18 protein-coding genes are annotated in these 19,627 nt (G+C 71.5%); 12 read left to right on the top strand and 6 right to left on the bottom strand.

Annotated features, from left to right (window positions below):
- The coding region (locus BKE38_RS26690) for a LacI family DNA-binding transcriptional regulator (RefSeq protein ID WP_242662580.1) at positions 1–548 on the bottom strand (548 nt) is incomplete at its 3' end.
- 119 nt (positions 549–667) lie between these two features.
- On the opposite strand from BKE38_RS26690, the gene BKE38_RS26685 reads away from it, so the two are divergent.
- Together BKE38_RS26685 and BKE38_RS26680 are read left to right on the top strand one after the other, a co-directional pair.
- Positions 668–1,645 (top strand): Bug family tripartite tricarboxylate transporter substrate binding protein, encoded by a 978-nt coding sequence (locus tag BKE38_RS26685; protein ID WP_076960234.1) that lies wholly within the window; start codon positions 668–670, stop codon positions 1,643–1,645.
- Positions 1,646–1,666: 21 nt separating this feature from the next.
- A complete protein-coding gene (locus BKE38_RS26680) occupies positions 1,667–2,527 on the top strand; it encodes an isocitrate lyase/PEP mutase family protein (protein ID WP_076960233.1) in 861 nt (286 codons plus the stop codon).
- Between the two features lie 41 nt (positions 2,528–2,568).
- On the opposite strand, the gene BKE38_RS26675 is transcribed toward BKE38_RS26680, so the two are convergent.
- Entirely contained in the window at positions 2,569–3,891 is a 1,323-nt protein-coding gene (locus BKE38_RS26675) for an LLM class flavin-dependent oxidoreductase (protein WP_076960232.1), read from the bottom strand.
- A 275-nt stretch (positions 3,892–4,166) separates the two neighbouring features.
- Here BKE38_RS26675 and BKE38_RS26670 point away from each other — a divergent pair, with 275 nt between their 5' ends.
- Genes BKE38_RS26670 through BKE38_RS26660 form a run of 3 tightly spaced genes read left to right on the top strand, consistent with a single transcriptional unit; the run spans position 4,167 to position 7,489 of the window.
- On the top strand, positions 4,167–5,147 hold the full coding sequence (locus BKE38_RS26670) for a Bug family tripartite tricarboxylate transporter substrate binding protein (RefSeq protein WP_076960231.1): 981 nt from the start codon (positions 4,167–4,169) through the stop codon (positions 5,145–5,147).
- A gap of 15 nt (positions 5,148–5,162) precedes the next feature.
- Positions 5,163–6,365, top strand: a complete 1,203-nt coding sequence (locus BKE38_RS26665; RefSeq protein WP_076960230.1) for an acyl-CoA dehydrogenase family protein — start codon at positions 5,163–5,165, stop codon at positions 6,363–6,365.
- Positions 6,362–7,489 carry an LLM class flavin-dependent oxidoreductase gene (locus BKE38_RS26660; RefSeq protein ID WP_076960229.1) on the top strand — a complete coding sequence of 376 codons (1,128 nt, stop codon included), beginning with the start codon at positions 6,362–6,364 and terminating at the stop codon, positions 7,487–7,489. Before BKE38_RS26665 ends, BKE38_RS26660 begins: the two co-directional genes overlap by 4 nt.
- Before the next feature lie 42 nt (positions 7,490–7,531).
- Here BKE38_RS26660 and BKE38_RS26655 read toward each other — a convergent pair whose 3' ends face one another.
- Positions 7,532–8,545 (bottom strand): zinc-binding alcohol dehydrogenase family protein, encoded by a 1,014-nt coding sequence (locus BKE38_RS26655; protein ID WP_076960228.1) that lies wholly within the window; start codon positions 8,543–8,545, stop codon positions 7,532–7,534.
- Positions 8,546–8,729: 184 nt separating this feature from the next.
- On the opposite strand from BKE38_RS26655, the gene BKE38_RS30615 reads away from it, so the two are divergent.
- The 3 genes from BKE38_RS30615 (at position 8,730) to BKE38_RS26635 (ending at position 11,225) form a co-directional block, all read left to right on the top strand.
- Positions 8,730–9,257, top strand: coding sequence for a PRC-barrel domain-containing protein (locus BKE38_RS30615; protein ID WP_165694294.1), 528 nt, complete (start codon positions 8,730–8,732; stop codon positions 9,255–9,257).
- A 1,177-nt stretch (positions 9,258–10,434) separates the two neighbouring features.
- Positions 10,435–10,887, top strand: coding sequence for a DUF3597 domain-containing protein (locus BKE38_RS26640; RefSeq protein WP_076960225.1), 453 nt, complete (start codon positions 10,435–10,437; stop codon positions 10,885–10,887).
- Positions 10,888–11,042: 155 nt separating this feature from the next.
- Positions 11,043–11,225, top strand: coding sequence for a hypothetical protein (locus BKE38_RS26635; protein ID WP_076960224.1), 183 nt, complete (start codon positions 11,043–11,045; stop codon positions 11,223–11,225).
- Between the two features lie 212 nt (positions 11,226–11,437).
- On the opposite strand, the gene BKE38_RS26630 is transcribed toward BKE38_RS26635, so the two are convergent.
- Both BKE38_RS26630 and BKE38_RS26625 read right to left on the bottom strand, forming a co-directional pair.
- Positions 11,438–12,325, bottom strand: a complete 888-nt coding sequence (locus BKE38_RS26630) for an NAD(P)H-hydrate dehydratase (protein WP_076960223.1) — start codon at positions 12,323–12,325, stop codon at positions 11,438–11,440.
- Positions 12,322–13,086 (bottom strand): histidine phosphatase family protein, encoded by a 765-nt coding sequence (locus BKE38_RS26625; protein WP_076960222.1) that lies wholly within the window; start codon positions 13,084–13,086, stop codon positions 12,322–12,324. Before BKE38_RS26625 ends, BKE38_RS26630 begins: the two co-directional genes overlap by 4 nt.
- A gap of 274 nt (positions 13,087–13,360) precedes the next feature.
- Between BKE38_RS26625 and BKE38_RS26620 the strand changes: the two genes are divergently transcribed.
- The gene (locus BKE38_RS26620) at positions 13,361–16,669 is read left to right on the top strand and encodes a DEAD/DEAH box helicase (protein ID WP_131829742.1); all 3,309 of its coding nucleotides are present in this window, start codon (positions 13,361–13,363) and stop codon (positions 16,667–16,669) included.
- 421 nt (positions 16,670–17,090) lie between these two features.
- On the opposite strand, the gene BKE38_RS26615 is transcribed toward BKE38_RS26620, so the two are convergent.
- A complete protein-coding gene (locus BKE38_RS26615; protein WP_076960220.1) occupies positions 17,091–17,600 on the bottom strand; it encodes a ferritin-like domain-containing protein in 510 nt (169 codons plus the stop codon).
- Between the two features lie 327 nt (positions 17,601–17,927).
- On the opposite strand from BKE38_RS26615, the gene BKE38_RS26610 reads away from it, so the two are divergent.
- From BKE38_RS26610 to BKE38_RS26600, 3 genes are all read left to right on the top strand, one after another.
- A complete protein-coding gene (locus BKE38_RS26610; RefSeq protein WP_076960219.1) occupies positions 17,928–18,791 on the top strand; it encodes a manganese catalase family protein in 864 nt (287 codons plus the stop codon).
- A 39-nt stretch (positions 18,792–18,830) separates the two neighbouring features.
- Positions 18,831–19,334 (top strand): YciE/YciF ferroxidase family protein, encoded by a 504-nt coding sequence (locus BKE38_RS26605; RefSeq protein ID WP_076960218.1) that lies wholly within the window; start codon positions 18,831–18,833, stop codon positions 19,332–19,334.
- Positions 19,335–19,366: 32 nt separating this feature from the next.
- On the top strand, positions 19,367–19,627 hold a 261-nt coding region (locus BKE38_RS26600), incomplete at its 3' end, for a hypothetical protein (protein ID WP_207553683.1).

Raw genomic sequence — 19,627 nt, 5'->3', positions numbered from 1 at the left:
CGCCGGCGGCCGCCGGCGATCAGATGCCCGGCCAGCGCCTCCATCCCCTCGCGGTTTGCAGGGCCGGCGAAGTCGCCCGCCAGCCCCGGCGTCCGGCGCATCGCCTGCACGCAGGGCAGGCCAAGATCATCGATCTCCGCCGCCGTGGTGCCAATCGCGGGACAGAGCAGAATGCCGTCAACCCGGTGCTCGCGCAGCCGGCGCAGCGCGCGGCCCTGGCGGTCGCGGCAATCGCCGGTGGCGGCCAGGAAGGCGATGTAGCCGGCGGCGTCCAGCGCGGCCTCGGCGCCGGCGACGAGCTCGGCGAAGAAGGGGTTGTCGATCTCGGTGACCAGCAGGCCGACGGTCTTGGTGCGCGCCGCGCGCAGGGTCGCGGCACCGCGGTTGTACAGATAGCCCACCGCCTCGGCCGCCGCCTGGACGCGGGCGCGGGTCGCCTCGGCCACCAGCGGGCTGTCGCGCAGCACCAGCGAGACCGTGGCGCGCGAGACGCCGGCCTGCGCCGCCACCTCGGTCAGCGTCGGCCGTCGCGTCTCGGGTCGCCTCAAGGCCATGCCGCTCCTCTTTCCGGCAGGAAAGCGCAGATCGGCCATTGCGTCCATTGGATCAATCTAATTAGCATCGCCGCCAAGGCCGGCCGAGACCGCGCCGACAGGAGGAACAGCCCATGCCGCTTCGGCGCAGGCAGCTTTCGCTCGCCCTCGGCGGGATTCTCGCCGCCCCCCCGCTTCTGATGCCGCGCATCGCCCTCGCCGCCTGGCCGGAACGCCCGATCCAGATCGTCTGCCCGGGCCCGGCCGGCGGCGGCATGGACACCTATGCCCGCGCCGTCATCCCCTTCGTGGCGCCGCGGCTGGGCAATGCCACCATGGTGGTGGTCAACCGCCCCAATGCCTCCGGCCAGCTCGCCTTCGAGACCGTGGCCCTGGCCGAGCCCGACGGCTACACCATCGGCGTGGCGCAGACGCCCAACCTGGTCACCCTGCCGATCGAGCGCCAGGTGCGCTACCGCGTGCAGGACTTCACCTTCATCGCCAATGTCGTCGAAGATCCCTGCGCGCTCTTCGTCCGCGCCAATTCGCCGATCCGCGACATGGCCGGGCTGATCGAGGCGGCGAAGGCCAAGCCCGGGCAGCTGGCCATCGGCAGCGCCGGCATCGGCACCGACGATCACCTTCTCATCCTGGCGCTGCAGCAGGCGACCGGCGCCAGCTTCTCCCACGTTCCCTATTCCGGCACGCCGCCGATCATCAACGGCGTGCTGGCGGGCGACATCGCCGCCGGCTCGCTGAATGTCAGCGAGGGCCTCGGCCTGGTGCGGCAGGGCACGCTGCGGCTGCTCGGCCAGGGGGGTGCCACGCGCTGGGACTCCGCCGCCGAGATCCCGACCTTCCGCGAGCAGGGCATCGATGTCGTCGCCGGCTCGATCCGTGGGGTCATCGCGCCGCCGGGCATGCCTGACGCGCTGCGCGACCGCTTCCGCGAGGCCTTCGCCGGCGCGCTGGCCGATCCCGCCTGGATCCGCGAGGCAGCGCGGCTGTCGCTGCCGCTGCGGGTCATGGGCGGCGAGGAGCAGCGCCGCGTCTTCCTGGAAGACGATGCCAAGCTGCGCGAGCTGTGGAAACGCGCCGCCTGGCGCGAGTAACCGCGAGGAGAACTGGAAAGAATGTCTGCACCTGAACGCATGCGCGCCCTGCTGGGCGAGCCCGGCCTCGTCGTCATGCCCGCCGTCTGGGACGGGCTGAGCGCCAAGATGACGGCCGCCGCCGGCTTCCGCACCGTCTTCCTCTCCGGCTCCTGCGTCGCGGCCTCGCGGCTGGGCGGGCCGGATCTCGACCTGGTCTCCTTCGGCGAGATGTTCGACAGCTTCAACATGGTGCGCGGCGCGGCGCCCGATCTGCTGGTCCTGGCGGACGCCGACCACGGCTACGGCAATGCGATGAACGTGCAGCGCACGGTGCGCGCCTATGGCCGCGCCGGCGCTGCCGCGGTGCTGATCGAGGACAAGATCACCCCGCGCGCGCTGACCGCCGCCGGCAAGCCCTGCCTGCCGCGCGACGAGGCCCGCATGAAGATCCGCGCGGCGGTGCAGGCGGCGAAGGACTCCGGCATCCTGGTGCTGGCCCGCACCGATTGCCGCCCGACCCAGGGCTTCGACGAGGCCCGCGCCCGCATCGAGGCCTTCGTCGAGGAAGGCGCCGATATCCTGTTCCTCGACTCGCCGGCCGACGAGGACGAGATCCGCGGCTTCGTCGAGGCGGCGGCTGGCCGCCCGACCTTCGCCGTGCTGTCGCCGGGCGCACCGCGCGCGACGCCGGGGCAGCAGCGCGCCGCCGAGCTCGGGCTGAAGATCGGCACCTTCCCGACCGGCATGCTGTCGCCCGTCGCGGCCGGCATCAAGGCCGGGCTGGCAGCGCTGGCCGGCGGCGCCGTCGCCGCCGACACCGCCCTGCCGCCGCCGGAGTTGTCGGCCATCCTGGGCTATGCGGATTACGACCGCGACGCCGCACCCTTCCGCCTGGGCTGATGGATCGGAGCGCGTGATTCAGGCTTGTCGGCGATCCCGCCTCAAGCCGTCACGCGCCATCCGGCCTGCCGCCCCGCCGGGCGCGGCAGGCCGAGATTTTCCCGCAGTGTCTCCCCTTCGTAGTCGCTGCGGAACAGGCCGCGCTCGCGCAGGATCGGCAGCACACCGTCGACGAATCGCTCGAACTGGGTCGGGAAGAAGGGCGGCATGATGTTGAAGCCATCCGCCGCCCCCGCGCGGAACCACTCTTCCAGCGCATCGGCGACCTGCACGGGCGTGCCCCAGACGATGCGGTGGCCGCGCGCGCCGGCGACGAGATAGTAGAGCTCTCTCAGGCTCAGCTGCTGCTTGCGCGCCAGGTCGGTGAGCAGCCTGGCGCGGCTCTGCAGCTGGTCGGAATCCGGCAGCTCGGGCAGCGGTCCGTCGAGGTCGTAGCCGGAAACGTCGTGGCCCAGCCGGTCCGACAGCAGGCGGATCGCCGCGGCCGGATCGATGCCGCCCTGCAACTCGGCATAAAGGGCACGCGCCTCGGCCTCGGTGCTGCCGATCACCGGGCACAGGCCGGGCATCACCAGGACTTCCTCCGAACTGCGTCCGGCCTCGCGCACCTGCCGCTTCAACCCCTGGGTGAAGGCGCGGCCCTCTTCCAGCGTCTGCTGCGCGGTGAAGACGACATCGGCGCTGCGGGCCGCCAGCCGCTGCCCGGGCGCCGAGGAGCCGGCCTGGATCACCACCGGATGCCCCTGCGGCGGCCGCGACACGTTCAGCGGCCCCTTCACCGAGAAGTATTTGCCGACATGGTCCAGCGTATGGATGGCGCCCTGCCTGACGTAGTGGCCGCTCGCCTTGTCCTGGATGATGGCGCCGTCGTCGAAGCTGTCCCACAGCCCGCGGACAACGTGCAGAAATTCCTCGGCGATGGCGTAGCGCTCGTCATGCGGCGGGTGCTCACCGCGCGAGAAGTTCGCTGCCGACCGCGCATAGGAGGTGGTCACCGCGTTCCAGGCTGCGCGCCCGCCCGAGACATGGTCGAGCGAGGCGAAGACCCGCGCCACATGGAAAGGTTCGCCGTAGGTCGTCGAGGCGGTCGCCGCCAGGCCGATGCGGCGGGTCGCCATGGCCAGCGCCGACAGCATCACCAGCGGCTCCAGCCTGGCGACGGTGGAAGGATGCGCGTCGGTCCCGGTGGTCAGCCCATCGGCCAGGAAGACCAGGTCGAATTTTCCGGCCTCCGCCGTCTCGGTGATGCGGCGGATCAGCGGCAGATTCTCGCCGCCGGACTGCGCCTCGGGGTGGCGCCAGCCGGCCACATGATGCCCGGCCCCCTGCAGGAACAGCCCCAGCCGCATGCGCCCGTCGCTCATCTTTCCTCCGGCTCCCTGCCCCTCGGGCGGCTATCCACGCCTGATCTTCGCATGAATGCGAGTTGGCGGGGCGAAGTCAACGCGTCCGGGCTTCCTGATGCGGCGAACAGATGGGTTGCCGGGTCAGCGCCGGGCTCGGCCGGCCGAGAGGGGCGTAATTCCCGGCGGAATTCGGGGAATCGTCCCATTAACCACATTACACAAACGTTGATCTGTTGACTCACGCCGCGAGAGGGGTCTTAGGATGGGTGGATCGTCGCTGGCAGGACTGACCCATGCTTCTTCGCCGCCATCTGCTGGGCGCTGGCCTGGCCGCGCCGCTGCTGCTCCACCACCGTGACGCCCGGGCCCAGGCTGCCGGCGCCTCGGCTTTTTCCGACCGGCCGCTGCGCTATATCTGCCCCTTCCCGCCCGGCGCCACCAACGACAACATCGCCCGCGTCATGTCGCGCGCATTGGGCGAAAGGCTGGGCATCTCCGTCGTCGTCGAGAACCGTGCCGGGGCCGGGGGCGCCGTCGGCGCGCGGCTGGTGGCCGAGGCGAAGCCGGATGCGCACACGCTGCTGAACGCCTCGGCCGGCAATCTGGTGATCGCGCCGCATCTCAGCGCCGTCGGCTATGACCCGCTGCGCGACCTGGCGCCGGTGGCCCTGACCGGCGAGGCCTACAGCATCGTCGCCGTGCATCCCTCGCTGCCGGTGACGACGATCGCCGGGCTGGTGGACTACGCGCGGAAGAATCCGGGCCTGCTAAACTACGCCTCGGCCGGCATCGGCTCGGCCGGGCATCTGCGCGGCGCGCTGCTGGCCGAGGAAGGCCGCTTCGACGCCGTCCATGCCCCCTTCCCCGGCAGCGCGCCGGCCGCCCACAGCGTCGTCGCCGGCGATTGCCACCTGATCATCGACCCGATCGCCGCGCCGCATGTGCGCGCCGGCCGGCTGCGCGGCATCGCGACGCTTGGCCCCGACCGCTGGGACCTCTTCCCCGGGACGCCGACCCTGACCGAGCAGACCTTCGGCGAAGCCTGGCCCAACGGCGGGTGGTTCGGCCTTTTCGCGCCGCGCGGCACGCCGGACGCCGCGATCGCCGAGCTCAACCGCCACTACAATGACAGCCTGGCCGATCCGGCGGTGGAGGCCGCGCTGCGCCGCTTCGGCCTGCGCCCGATCGCCGCCACGCCGCAGGAGCTGGCCCGCCGCGTCGCCGCCGACCATGCCGAAAGCGGCGACACGCTGCGCCGCCTGCGCATCGCCTGAAGAATGCCCGACGCGATGACCGCCCTCGCTCTGGCCAGCCTGCCGCTGGAAACACGGCCTTCTCCGGACTGGGATTCGCTGATCCCGCTGCTGCGCGACGCCGGCGCCCGCCACGACCGCGACGGCAGCTTCCCCTTCGACAACTTTTCCCGGTTGCAGGAAGCGGGGCTGCTGGGCCTCACCGTGCCGGTCTCGCTGGGCGGCCAGGGTGCGGGGCTGACGGAGTCCGCGGACGTCGTCGGCAAGGTCGGCGAGGCCTGCGCCTCCACCGCGCTCGTGCTGGCCATGCAGCTGGGCAAGCAAGCGGCGCTGGCGCGGTCCTCCGCCTATACGCCCGCGCTGCGCGACCACGTCGGACGCGAGGCCGTGCAGCAGGGCGCGCTGCTCAACGCGCTCCGGGTCGAAAAGGAACTCGGCTCGCCGACGCGCGGCGGATTGCCGGCGGCGGTCGCGCGCCGCGTGCCTGGCGGCTGGCGTGTCAGCGGCCGCAAGATCTACTCGACCGGCGCGCCCGGCCTCGCCTGGTTCGAAGTGCTGTGCAGCACCGACGAAGACACGCCGCGCATCGGCACCTTCCTGGTGCCGGCCGTCGCGCCCGGCATCCGCATCGAGGAAAGCTGGGATCAGCTTGGGCTGCGCGCTTCCGGCAGCCATGACGTCGTCTTCGACGATGTCTTCGTCAGCGACGACCATGCCGGCATCCTGACCGCGCCAGGAAAGGGCCCGCCGCCGCGCGAGGACATCCCGGCCGCCTGGAATGCCGCCCTGCTCGGCGCGCTCTATTCCGGCGTGGCGCGCGCCGCGCGGGACTGGATCGCGCAATTCCTGCACGCGCGTGTGCCCGCTTCGCTCGGCGCCCCGCTGGCGACGCTGCCGCGGGCGCAGGAGGCGCTGGGCGAGATCGAGGCGCTGCTGATCGCCAATGCGCGGCTGGTCGCCTCCATCGCCCGCGACACCGATGCCGGCACCCCGCCTTCCTCGGTCGAGAGCGGCGCGCTGAAGCTGACGCTGACCCGCGCCGCGGTGGAGGCGGTGCGCATCGCCACGACCTTGGCCGGCAATCACGGCTTCAGCCGCCACAACCCGCTGGAGCGGCATTGGCGCGACGTGCAATGCGGCCTGGTGCATGTGCCGCAGACCGACAGCGCCTGCATCGGCGCCGGCCGCGCCCGCCTGGCCGCCACCCCACCCAGACCTGCCCGAGAGGTGACCCCATGAGCGTCGAGTTCATCGGCTATGTCGGCCATTTCGATTCCTCCGAGACGCGGCGCCGCAGCGGCCCGGCGCTGGACGTTCCCTATGTCGAGGCGGTGGCCAAGGCGCATGAGCATGTCGGCTTCGACCGCGTGCTGGTCGCCTTCCACTCCAATTCAGCGGAAAGCATCCTGATCGGCCAGCACATCGCGCATGTGACCGACCGGCTGGGGCTGATGATCGCGCATCGCCCGGGCTTCACCGCGCCGACGCTGGCCGCGCGGCAGCTGGCGACGCTGGATCAGTTCTCCCGTGGTCGCGCCGCCGTCCATATCATCACCGGCGGCAACGACCGCGAGTTGGCACAGGATGGCGACTCGCTGTCCAAGGACGAGCGCTATGCGCGCGCCAGCGAGTATCTCGACATCCTTCGCCAGGAGTGGTCGTCGCCAAAGCCCTTCGACTATGAGGGGACATTCTACCAGGTGAAAGGCGGCTTCGGCGACGTGAAGCCCTACCGCCCCGAGGGCATCCCGGTCTTCTTCGGCGGTGCCTCCGAGGCCGCCATCCCCGTCGCCGGCAAGCATGCCGATGTCTATGCGCTGTGGGGCGAGACACTGCAGCAGACGGCCGATCTGCTGGGCCGCATCCGCGCCGCCGCCGCGCCGCATGGCCGTTCGCCGCGCTTCAGCCTGTCGCTGCGCCCGATCCTGGCGGAGACCGAGGAGCTCGCCTGGGCCAAGGCCGATGCCATCCTGGCCCGTGCCCGGGCGTTGCGCGAGACCGGTGGCAATGGCCGCTCGCCGCACAATGCGCGGCAGTATGATGGCAGCGGCGTCGCGGCACCGCCGCCGAATGAAGGCTCGCGCCGGCTGCTCGAGGCCGCGGCCCAGGGCAAGCGGCTGGACAAGCGGCTGTGGACCGAGATTGCCGCTCTGACCGGTGCTTCTGGCAACTCCACGGCGCTGGTCGGCACGCCAGACCAGGTGGCCGAGGCGCTGCTCGACTACCATGACCTCGGCATCTCGACCTTCCTGATCCGCGGCTTCGACCCGCTGGTCGACGCCATCCAATATGGCCGCGAGCTGATCCCGGAAGTCCGCCGCAGGCTCGCCGACCGCGCTGCCACGAAGGTCGCCGCGGAGTGATCATCCCCCCGCGCGGTGGACCACCACCGCGCGGGGGAGGCATCAGAAGCCCTCGAGCACGATCTTGCCGCGCGCCTTGCCACTTTCGATCAGCGCATGCGCCCGCTTCAGATTCGCCGCGTTGATCGTCCCAAACGTCTCCGCCAGCGTGGTGCGCAGCGTGCCGGCCTCGACCAGCCGGGACACCTCGTTCAGCAGCCTGCCCTGCTCGTCCATGTCGGCGGTCTCAAAGATCGGGCGGGTGAACATCAGCTCCCAATGGATCGAGACCGACTTCCGCTTGAAGCGGTTGACGTCCAGGGTGTCCGGATCGTCGATCAGGCAGAAGCGGCCCTGCGGCGCGATCAGCTCGGCGATCTCGGCCAGGTGCTGGCCGGTCTCGGTGGTGGAGAAGACGAAGGCCGGCGCGCCCAGCCCCAGCGCGGCGACTTGCGCTGCCAGCGGCTGGCGGTGGTCGATGACCTGATGTGCTCCCATCTGCCGCACCCAGTCCTGCGTCTCGGGACGAGAGGCGGTCGCGATGACGGTGAGGTCGGTCAGCTGCCGCGCCAGTTGCACGGCGATGGAGCCAACGCCGCCGGCGCCGCCGATGATCAGGATGGCGGACGCCGCGCCGCGCACCGGCCGCGCCACCTCCAGCCGGTGGAACAGCGCCTCCCAGGCGGTGATGGCGGTCAGCGGCAGCGCGGCGGCCTCGGCGATCGACAGGTTCTTCGGCGCGCGGCCGACGATGCGTTCGTCGACCAGATGGAATTCGGCATTGGTGCCCGGGCGGATCAGCGAGCCGGCATAGGCCACCACGTCGCCAACCTTGAACAGCGAGGCCCCCGCCCCCATTGCCACGACGGTGCCGACAGCGTCCCAGCCCAGCAGCTTCCACTGCCCGGCATCAGGCGTCACGTTGCGGCGGATCTTGGTGTCGACCGGATTCACCGAGACCGCCTGCACCTGCACCAGCAGGTCGCGGCCGCGCGCCTCGGGGCGGGGCAGCTCGATATCGACCAGTGCGTCGTCACGGGTGATGGCGCCGGGCACCTGGTAGCCGATGGCCTTCATGGGTCTTGCTCCTGATCAGCTGGCGAAAACGGAGAGTTATCGCGGGAGAAGATGGCACATTTCCACCACTCTGCCCTCAATCTCAGCGCATCACAGCCTTCGCGAAACCCCAGCCCGCGGCGCCACTTACCATCCCAGCCGCCGCACCTGTCGCCGGCGGGTCATCAACGATAGGCGGAACCTCATGAACCGTTTCCTCGGTATTCCCCTTCTCACCGCCGCATTGCTGGCAGTCTCGCCCGGCGTCCAAGCTCAGGGCCAGAGCCGGACCCCGGCACCCCCTGGCGCCACGACCGGCACGCCCGATCATGTGGACATCGGGAAGCTCCGGGAGGGCCTGAGCATGCACCGGCTGCTCGACGCCGACGTTCATGGCGAAGCCGATCGCGAGATCGGCGAGATCGACGACATCATCCTGCCGGAGGGCGGAGGGGCGCCGGTGGCCATCCTGTCGGTGGGCGGCTTCCTCGGGCTCGGAGAACGCCACATCGCCGTGCCGCTGTCGCAGCTGCGCCACGATGCGCAGCGCGGACGCTGGAGCCTGCCCGGCGCCACAGCCGAAAGCCTGAAAGCGATGCCGGCCGTCAGCCTGAGCGACATGCGGCGTGGCGGATCCGACCGCGGTGGGGCGACCCCCGGCGCGGGCACCGGTACCCCTGGCGCGCTGACGGGCGGCCCAAGCAGCAGCGGCGGCCAGCAGCTGAACCGCTGAGCCGGCTGCGTCGCCCGGGGAATGCCGGGTGGCGCGGCCCATCCATCGCGGCATGCCGGATGCATGCCGGGCACTTTGATGCGCTGGACAGGTCAGGAAGCGCCTAGAACAGCGCAGCCAAGGAACCAAGCTTCACAAGCGAAGCTGGACATCGGGCATTGTGGGATGCACGCGGTGGGTCCCAAAGGCAGGCGGTGCCGTCATGGCTGAAGCTCCTTCGGCGAGCTCGTCCAGCGAGGAATGCAGCGAGCGCGCAATCCGCAGCTGATCCCCCGAAGCCGCGGTGCCCAACGGGCGAGACGGAGTCGTTGACCGAAAGGGTAATGGGGTGCTGACCCAGGTCGCGCGCCTCCTTCGAGGGCAGTACGGATCACGGGGGGGCAAAGGCACATTGTCGTGGTCGGCGGCGGCATCGACGCCCCGGGGCAGTCGTTCGAGGAAGCCTTCGTTCAGCTCGAGCTCCTCGCGCCGCAGCTCGTCCTTCGATGCGCCCCGATCCTTGTTCGCCCTGGAGGCCACTCCGTTCTGGCCGGCCAGGACCTGCTGGTCGTTCCAGGCAGGCTGGCGGGCGTGATGTGGCGAGAGATCAGCAGCAAGAGGCTGCCTCACACAGGTTGAAGGGTGCCACCACGCTGGCCGGGTTGGCGTCCAGCTTTGTCGTCATGCCGGCAGCGCCGGCATGGTCTGCATCCGAGGTCTTGCCGGCCGCACCGGTCGCCGCTTCGCCCGAGCTGTCGCTCTCTCCTCGGCCAGCGCATTCCCTTCGTCAACGGGATCGCCAGAGTCCTGCACCATCGTCTCGACCGCCATCCCGGCGTGTCTCGAGGCTGGCGGCGATCCGGCTGGTCGGCACGCTCCATCTGCTGCTGAGGCTCGGCTTGCCAGCGCGACCACGACAGAGGCGTTGCTGAGGCGGATCGGATGCCGGGCAGAAGCAGGGCGAGCGTCTTGGCGAAGCCACCGCGCCAGTTGCAGGAGCGTTGCTCCTTCAAGTTTGCCTCCGAGCCGCCTTACGGAAACCGGAGACTTTGAAGCCGTTGCAGCAGAATTCTTGCTCTATGTTATTCAACGAGCTGAATGCTTCCGCTCGGCCAAACAACTTGCGGGGGGTGAGAGCGTTACTGCTGCACGGCGAACGGACCTCCCGGCCGGTCGCCACCAGGAGAAGGTTGATCCGATGAGCGTCTTCAGCAGCATCATGAACAAGATCTTCGGCCATCGCAGCGCCGAGGCCGCGCCGGCGTCCAGCTCGTCGCTGCCCACCGCGCCGACCCCGGCGCCGATGCCCGGCGACGCGCCGATCGCTTCGCCCGGCGGCGTCCCGGTCGGCGCCATGCCCGCGGCTGCGCCGGCCGCCGCCGCCCCGGCCCAGCCCGTCGATGTCGAGGCGGTGCTGACCGAGATGGCGTCGAAGTCGGGCCAGTCGCTGAACTGGCGCAGCTCGATCGTCGATCTGATGAAGCTGCTCGGCCTCGACAGCAGCCTGCAGAACCGCAAGGAGCTGGCGCAGGAGCTGAACTACACCGGCGACGCCAATGATTCCGCCACGATGAACATCTGGCTGCACAAGCAGGTCATGCAGAAGCTGGCGGCCAATGGCGGCAAGGTGCCGCCCGATCTGGCTGATTGAGGCAGGCGGACGCTGCAGGCGTGCCCTTCCGCAGGAAGGTCTCGCCTCCTGCTGCGCCAGGCCTGCGGCCCGGGCTCGGCGCCCGGGCTCTACGACGGTCCGGGCAACCTGTCGCGGCAGGCCTGGTTCCATCTCTGTACAGCAAGGAAGACGCCATGGCTGACAAACGCCCTCCCAAGGATGAGCCGCAGCAGGAGCGCGCCAGCGGCAGCGTCGAGAAGCCGATCCCGCCCGGCGAGGTTCAGCCCGGCGAGATGAACGAGCTGGCCAGCACATTGGGTGGCCCGGTCGACGTCTTTCCCGGCCGCCAGCGCAAGCCGCCGCAATCCGGCGAATAGCACCCCATCGACCGCGCCGCCGACCGCTGCACTGCCGGGCCTGGTTCCCGGTCAGTGCAGCATTCTGCGGAATTCGGCTTCGTCCTGTCACCCTCGACCAGGTTCGCATCCGGCCAACGGCAGCGACCCGGATTGCTTCGCACGCCTGGGCCGTGGGCTGCGCATCGACGGCGCTCCAGGCACCTGCCGTGTGGCCCCCGCAGTCGTGCACGCTAGGGCGGATGCGATCCGGCGGCCATGATGGACGGGATCTCGGCGGGAAGTTCCCGCGCCAGCAGCCCGATGCCGCCGTGGCGTTGCGTCAGCCGCCGTCCCGCTTCGGCATGCAGATAGACGCCCCAGAGCGCGGCATGCAGGGCCGATGCCCCGCGTGCCAGCAAGCCCGCGATGATCCCCGCCAGCACGTCGCCGCTGCCGGAGGTGGCCAGGCCTATCGTGCCGCCATCGAAGACCCAGGGTGCCTCGGACGCATTCACCACATAGCTCGTACCACCCTTCAGCACGACGGTGCAGCCCAGCTCCGAGGCGGCCTGACGGGCGTGGCGCAGCGGTTCGGCCTCGACGGCCTCGCGGGAGATGTCGAGCAGTCTGGCCATCTCGCCGGCATGCGGCGTGATCACCGCGCCGCGCCGCGCCCGCCGCAGGTCCGTGACGCAGTCCGACAGGCCGTCCAGCGCCCCGGCATCGAAGACGAAGGCCGTCGCCTCCCCCGCCTCCTGCAGCAGCGCCGTGACCAGCCCGGCCATGCTGCCCGCGCCGATGACGCCGGGCCCGACCAGCACGGCATCGGCGCGCGCCGCCGGCGCCAGGATGGCGCGGGCTGCATCGGCGGCGATCCCGCCCTCCGCGGTTTCGGGCAGGCCGATCACCATGGCCTCCGGCATCGCCAGGCCCAGCTGCGGCGCGATGCTGCGGCAGGTCGCGATCTGCAGCTTGCCGGCGCCGGCGCGCAGCGCGCCCTCGGCGCTCAGCAGGATGGCGCCGGGCACCGCCAGGCAGCCGCCGACGACCAGCACCTGGCCGCGGCCTTCCTTGTTGTCGCCCTGATCGTGCTGCGGCAGCGGCAGGCCGCGCAGCGCCTCGCCGGTCAGCTGCTTCATCGCGCCGCCGCCTGGGCATCGGGCTCCGCCGTGACGGCGGCGCCTTCCCGCGCCAGCGGCGCGGTGAAGTTGTAGCGGTGCAGCGCCAGGCCGCCGCTCGGGCCCTGGGACGGATCGAAGCGATACTCGGTGACGCCGCAATTGGCGACATCGGCCTGCCGGTCGATCTCGAGGATGCGCTCCTCGTCGAGCTCCTCGAGCAAATAGCGCAGGCACAGCACCACCACCTGATGGCCGACCAGCAGCACGCGGCGGCCGCCGTAATGCAGGCTGATGGTGTCGAGCGCGCTGCGCAGCCGCAGGATCACGTCGCACCAGCTCTCGCCGCTGGGCGGGCGGTGGTAGAACTTGCCGACATGCCGACGCAGCGCTGCCTGCTCGGGGAATTCCTGCTCGATGCCGATGCGGGTCAGCCGGTCGAGCAGCCCGAATTCCTTCTCGCGCAGCCGCTCATCCACCCGCGGCCCGGTCAGCTCGGCGCCGAAGGCCGCGGCCTGGCTGATATGCTCGGCCGTCTGTCGGGCGCGCAGATAGGGCGAGACCAGCAGCACGTCGGGCCGCTCCGCCGCCGGCATCTGCGCGAACCAGTGGCCGAGCGCCGTCGCCTGCTCGACGCCGCGATCGCTCAGCGGCACGTCGACGTCGCGCAGGCTGATGTCGATGCGGGCCGCCTCGGCCGCCTGGGCGGCATCGCGCGCGACATTGCCGGCGCTTTCCCCATGCCGGACGATCCATAGCCGCTCTGGCCAGCGCTGCTGCATGAAGCCGGTCTCCTCTGGCGTGTCGTTCCCGGTTGCCCCGGCCTCCGGATCAAACCCGCCTGGGCCGGAGCGGTTCCTGCAGCGGGGGAGATGAAGCCGCTTCGGCAGGACGATGAACGCAAATGTGTCGATGAGGACGTGGGATTGGTTCGGCACTCCCATCCGGCGAAACCATTGACCAGCACAGGAAACAGCCGAAGCACCGTGCTTCTCCTGCCGCCTTCCCGCGCGGCGGCGCGTTGTGCGTCCGACGCGATCGAACCGGGGCGGGATGATGACAGACACTGTGAGCGAGCCGGACAGCCTGCTGGCGGCGCGGCTGGCCGTCCTGGCGGCGGAGGCGGGCCGCGCCGGCCTCGTGCACCTGGCCCGCAGCGAGGGCCGCGCTGAGCGCGTTCACCGCGCGCTGCGCAGCCTGGCGCCGGGGCTGGAGGTGGCGCTGCTGCCCGCCTGGGACTGCCTGCCCTATGACCGGGTCTCGCCGTCCCGCGCGGTGATGGGGCGGCGCATGGCGGCGCTGGCGCAGCTGGCCCGCCCGGCCGAGGGTCCGCGGCTGCTGGTCGCCAGCATCGCCGCCGCCACCCAGCGCCTGCCGCCGCCGGAGGCCGGCGCCTGCCTGCGGCTGGAGGTCGGCGGCGCCTTCGACGCCGAGCGCATCGAGGCGCGGCTGGCGCGGCTCGGCTACGGGCTGGAGGAGGTGGTCGACGATCCCGGCGAGGCGGTGCTGCACGGCGCCGTGCTCGACATCTTCCCGCCCGACGGCGACAGCCTGCCGGTGCGCGTCGACTATGCCGAGGGCCGCGTCACCGCGCTGCGGCACTACGACCCGCAGACCCAGCGCGGCGCCGGCGAGGTGGCGGCGCTGTCGATCTGCCCGGCCTCGGAGCTGGTGTTGCCGGAGGACGCGGCGCTCGCCCATGCGCCGGGGCTCGAGCATGCGCTGCCGGATTTCTACGCGGCGCTGTCGGCACCGCTGGACATGCTGCCCGGCGCCACCCTGGTGCTGGACCCGGAGGTGGAGGCGCTGCGGCCGGCGCTGGAGGCCGAGCGCGAGGAAGCCTATCGCGCCCGGCTGGTGCTGGCCGCCGGGCAGGAGGATGTGCACCGGCCGCCGGAGCCCCAGCGCCTGTTCATCGCCGGCGAAGACTGGACCCGCCAGCTGCAGGGCCGCCGCGTCATCCGCCTGGCCGAGCCGGGGCCGGAGGCGGAGGATCGCGGCGTGCGCCGCCACCTGGGCGAGGGCGCCCGCCCCGTCGACGGCTTCCTCGGCTTCCTGCAGGCGCGGCTGGCCGCCGGCGGGCGGGTGGCGCTGGCCGGACAGGGCGACCCGCGCGGCCGCCGCCTGGCCGCGCTGGCGGCGGAGCGGCTGGGGCTGGCGCCGCTGACCCTCGACAGCTGGGCGGCGCTGCAGGCGGCGCCTGGGGGCAGCTTCGGGTTGCTGACCGGCCCGGTGGAGACCGGCTTCATCGATGGCGGGGACGCGCTGGTCGCCCCCGACGACATCCTGCCGGCCGCCGCCGATGGCGAAGCCGGCGACCGCGCGGCGGCGCTGCCGGCGGCCGAGGCGGCGCTGCGCCCCGGCGACGCGGTGATCCACCTGGACCATGGTCTGGGCATCCTGCGCGGCGTCGAGACGGTGGAGGCCGGCGCCGCCCGGCTCGACTGCCTGCGGCTCGACTATGCCGGCGGCACCTCGCAGCTGGTGCCGCTTGGCGAGCTCGACCGGTTGTGGCGCTATGGCGCCGAGGCCAGGGGGCTGGCGCTCGACCGGCTGACCGGCGAGGCCTGGCCGAAGCGCCGCGCCGCGGTCGAGGCGCAGATCGCCGAGACGGCGGCCGAGCTGGCGCGGCTGGCGGCCGAGCGCGCCGCCCGCCGGGCGCCCCGGCTGCGCCCGCCGCCGGCCGCCTTCGCCCGTTTCGAGGCCGGCTTCCGCTACACCCCCACGCCGGACCAGGCGGCGGCGGCCGGCGCGGCGCTGGCCGACCTGGCCTCCGGCCGGCCGATGGACCGGCTGGTCTGCGGCGATGTCGGCTATGGCAAGACCGAGGTGGCGCTGCGCGCCGCCGCCGCCGCGGCGCTTGCCGGCCGCCAGGTCGCGGTGCTGGCGCCGACCACCGTGCTGGTGCGCCAGCACCTGGAGACCTTCCGCCGCCGCTTCGCCGGCTTCGGCCTGCGGATCGAGCAGCTGTCGCGGCTGTCGACGCCGGCCGAGGCGAAGCGGATCCGCGCGGAGATCGCCGACGGCGCCATCCGCATCGTCATCGGCACCCAGGCGCTGGCGGCCAAGGCGGTCCGGTTCAAGGAACTCGGCCTCGTCGTCATCGACGAGGAGCAGCGCTTCGGCGCCCGGCAGAAGGCGGCGCTGCGCGGCATGGCCGAAGGCGTCCATGTGATGGCGCTGACCGCGACGCCGATCCCGCGCAGCCTGCAGGGCGCGCTGGTCGGGCTGCAGGATCTCAGCGTCATCGCCACCCCCCCGGCGCGGCGGCAGCCGATCCGCACCGCGCAGATGCCCTTCGACGAGGCGGTGCTGCGCCAGGCCCTGCTGCGCGAGCAGCGCCGCGGCGGCCAGAGCTTCGTGGTCTGTCCGCGCATCGAGGACCTGCCGGCGATGCGCGGGCTGCTCGAACGGCTGGTGCCGGAGCTCAGCCTGATCGAGGCGCATGGCGGGATGCCGGCCGCCGAGACCGATGCGGCGCTGGTCGGCTTCGCCGACGGCAAGGCGGACATCCTGCTCAGCACCAACATCGTCGAGGCCGGGCTCGACGTGCCGCGCGCCAATACCATGGTGGTCTGGCGCGCCGACCGCTTCGGCCTGGCGCAGCTGCACCAGCTGCGCGGCCGGGTCGGGCGTGGCCGGCGGCGCGGCGCCATCCTGCTGCTGACCGACCCGGCCGAGCCGCCCGCCGCCGCCACGCTGAAGCGGCTGCGCACCTTGGAGGAGCTGGACCGCGTCGGCGCCGGCTTCGCCATCAGCGCCCGCGACATGGACCTGCGCGGCGCCGGCGACCTGCTGGGCGACAGCCAGAGCGGACATCTGAAGCTGATCGGCCTCGGCCTGTACCAGCACCTGCTGGACCGCGCGCTGCGCGCCGGGCGCGGAGAGACGATGCCCGAGGAATGGTCGCCGCAGGTGGTCGCCGAGATCGCCGCCTTCATCCCCGAGGATTACATCGACGAGGAGGCGCTGCGCGTCGCGCTGCACACCCGGCTGGGCGCCGTGCTGCGCGAGCCCGACCCGCATCGGGCGGAGGAGGCGATGCAGGCGCTCGCCGCCGAGATCGCCGATCGCTTCGGGCCATTGCCGGAGCCGGTCGGGCACCTTTTCGCCCTGGCCCGGCTGCGGCTGCGCTGCCGGTCTCTCGGAATCGCCGAATTGAAGCTGGGTCCGGGCGGCGCTGCGGCCAGCTTCCGCGGCGACCCGCCGGATGTCGCGGCGCCCGTGGAGGCCAAGGATGGCCGGGTGCTGCTGCGCCGCGACAGCCAGGATGCGGCGGCGATGCTGGCGACTGCAGAGGCATTGCTGCTCACCTTGGTGCCGCAGCGGCGACGCTGCGGTCGCGAGGCGGCTGCCGCGGCCTAGCCTGCGGGGCCAGAGGCGCCCGGCCTCATCGTCGGACGACAGGCGACGCGCGCAACCCGCGTGGCGAGCCGAACGGTCCCGCTGGAAAGGCGGCCTGGCGGGACCGTCGCACCCTCATCCTTCATCGGTGGCGTCGCAAGGCCGGCCTGCGCCCCGGACCGCGGGCGAGGCCGGTGCCGTCGCGCCACGCCGCGTGCTGCGTCAGCATCGAGGGTGGATGGGGTGGTCGGCCGGACATTCGCAAGCCGGCCGCCGGCGAGGCATGGTCTTCATCGGTGACGCGCCATGGGGATCCGCCGCGCAGCAGCGGCGTCTGTCGCCATGCACGGACATGCGGAAGGACAACCGGCACCGCCTGCCGGCGATGCCGATGCCATCCGGCTGGAAGGCCGGTGCTGCCCTCAGCCCGTCGGCGTCGCCGTCAGCGGCTCGCCTGCTCGCCCAGCGCCCGCCGCTCGGCATAGCGTCGCGTGATCATCTCGAGGTTGTCGGCGCACCACTGCGCCATGCGCTCCTCCTCGGCCAGCGACTGCCGCAGCAGCGCCGGGGCAGCGCCGTCGCCGGCCAGCTCGGCCAGCGTCAGCAGCGACTTGTAGGAGGCGATCTCGAAATGCTCGAAGGCGTAGTTGGCCAGCGAGTTCTTGATGATCTCGTCCTGCATCGGCGCATGGCCCATCGCGGCCAGGTTGCCGACCAGGCCGGTGACGAAATCCTTGATCGACGAATGCGAGGTGTCGTGCGCACGGAGCAGCTCGTCGAGCCGCGTGCGCTGCTGCTCGCTTTCCGCAAGGTGTTCGCGAAGCCGCGCCTCCAGCTCGGGATAGTTCTCCAGCCGGTCGAGCTGGCGCGAGATCAGCTCGATCGCCTGGGTCTCCAGCGCGCGAGCGTTGACGAGGCCGGTGACGTAGGTGTCGCGATAGCCTTCCTGCATGAAGCTCTCCGATGTTGTCGATGGTGACGTGAACGTCCCCTGCAACGTCCCTGGCGCAGCCTGGATGCATGGCCGGCGCCGCTGTCGCCAGATGGTCATCGCGTGGGGCACTCCGCCTTAACATAGGTTCTTCTGCGCACATCAACTCCCCGTTGATCGCTATCCGGAGGCGTGAATCCGGCGATCGGTGGAAACCGGAACGAAGCGATCAGGTTGTCGCAGCGGGACGCGCATGGCGCACCGCCTTCTGCTGTCCTGGACAGCGAAGTTCTTAACATGAGTTGTCTTTTTCCATGCCCAGCAGCCCAGAGGGCGTCAGGATCTTCCATGTACTTCCATGACAAGCGCTTGCAGTATCCGGTCCGCGTCGAGACCCCCGACCCGCTGTTCGCCCGGCAGCTGCAGCAGGCGATCGGTGGCGTCGAAGGGGAGATCCGCGTCTGCCTGCAGTATTTCTTTCAGGCCTGGGGCGCCCGCGGTCCCGACACCCGCTATCGCGACATGCTGCTGCACACCGCGACCGAGGAGATCGGCCATATCGAGATGCTGGCAACCGCGGTCGCGCTCAACCTCGAGAATGCGCCGCTGACGCTGCAGGAAACCGCGGCCGAGGCGCATCCGGTGGTGAATGCCGTGCTCGGCGGCGAGCGGCCGCGGCATGTGGTCGAGGGCATGCTGCAGCGGCATCTGCTCTCCACCGGACTGGCGGCGATGCCGACCAATGCCGACGGCGTGCCCTTCGACTGCTCGCATGTCTATGCCAGCGGCAACCTGGCCGCCGACATGTATGCCAACGTCACGGCCGAGGCGACCGGACGGACGCTGGCGGTGCGGCTCTACAACGCCGCCAAGGATCCCGGCATGCGCGACATGCTGAGCTTCCTGATCGCACGCGACACCATGCACCAGCAGCAGTGGCTGGCGGCGATCGAGGAGATGGGCGGCGCCGCCGCGCTGCCGATCCCGAACAGCTTCGACCAGGCGCAGGAGCGGCAGGAGTTCAGCTACGTCTATCTCGGCACCGGCACCGAGGGCGTGCCGCCGCCCGAGGGCCGCTTCACCGCCGGCCCGTCGATGGATGGCCGCGGCCAGTTCAGCGCCCTGCAGGCGACGCCGATGGGCGAGGCGCCGGTGCTCGGCCCGGCCCGGCCCGGCTCCGGCGCGCAGCAGGAGCAGATCGTGCCGCGCTGAGCCGCGCGACCCCCTCCCCTCCTTCGACAAGGACCGTCCATGCCCAGCATCAAGTCCATCGACGACCTGTTCCTGCACACGCTGAAGGATGTCTACTACGCCGAGCGTCAGATCCTGAAGGCGCTGCCGAAGATGGCGCGCGCGGCGCAGGATCCGGCGTTGCGCGATTCCTTCCAGCTGCACCGCGACCAGACGCAGGAGCAGATCGAGCGCCTGCAGCAGGTCTTCGAGCAGCTCGGCAAGCGCCCCCAGGGCGTGACCTGCGAGGCGATCAACGGGCTGATCGAGGAATGCGAAGAGCTGCTCGAGATGGCACCGCAGCCGACGCCGGTGCGCGATGCCGGGCTGGTCGCCTCGGCCCAGGCCATCGAGCATTACGAGATCGCCCGCTACGGCACGCTGATCGCCTGGGCCAGGGGCGCCGGCCAGAAGGACGTCGTCGCCCTGCTCGAGGCGACGCTGGCGGAGGAGAAGCAGACCGACGCGCTGCTCACCGAGATGGCCGAGCGCTCGACCAATCCGGAAGCGCGCGGCGCAGCCTGAGTGACCACGGCAACCAGCAGGAGGAAGCTGCCATGATCCCGCCCGAAACCCCGTCCCCGCCGCCAGCCTCCCCGGCGGCGGATGATGCGCGGCAGCGCATGCAGGACGCTGCCCGCACGCTGAAGCGCGAAACCCGCGAAGCCGCCCACGACACCGCCCATGGCCTGCGCGAGCAGGGTGCCGCCGTCGCCGACGCGCTGCAGGGCGAGGCGGCGCAGCTGGCGCAGAAGGCGCAGGACACCGCCGCAGAACTCGCGGAGAAGGGCCGCGAGGCCGGCGCCGCGCGGGTCGAG

The sequence above is a fragment of the Teichococcus deserti genome, assembly GCF_001982615.1.
Taxonomy (GTDB): domain Bacteria; phylum Pseudomonadota; class Alphaproteobacteria; order Acetobacterales; family Acetobacteraceae; genus Pseudoroseomonas; species Pseudoroseomonas deserti.
The sequence above is the reverse complement of the archived record's forward strand: the minus strand, read 5'-3'. Positions and strand labels throughout refer to the sequence as shown.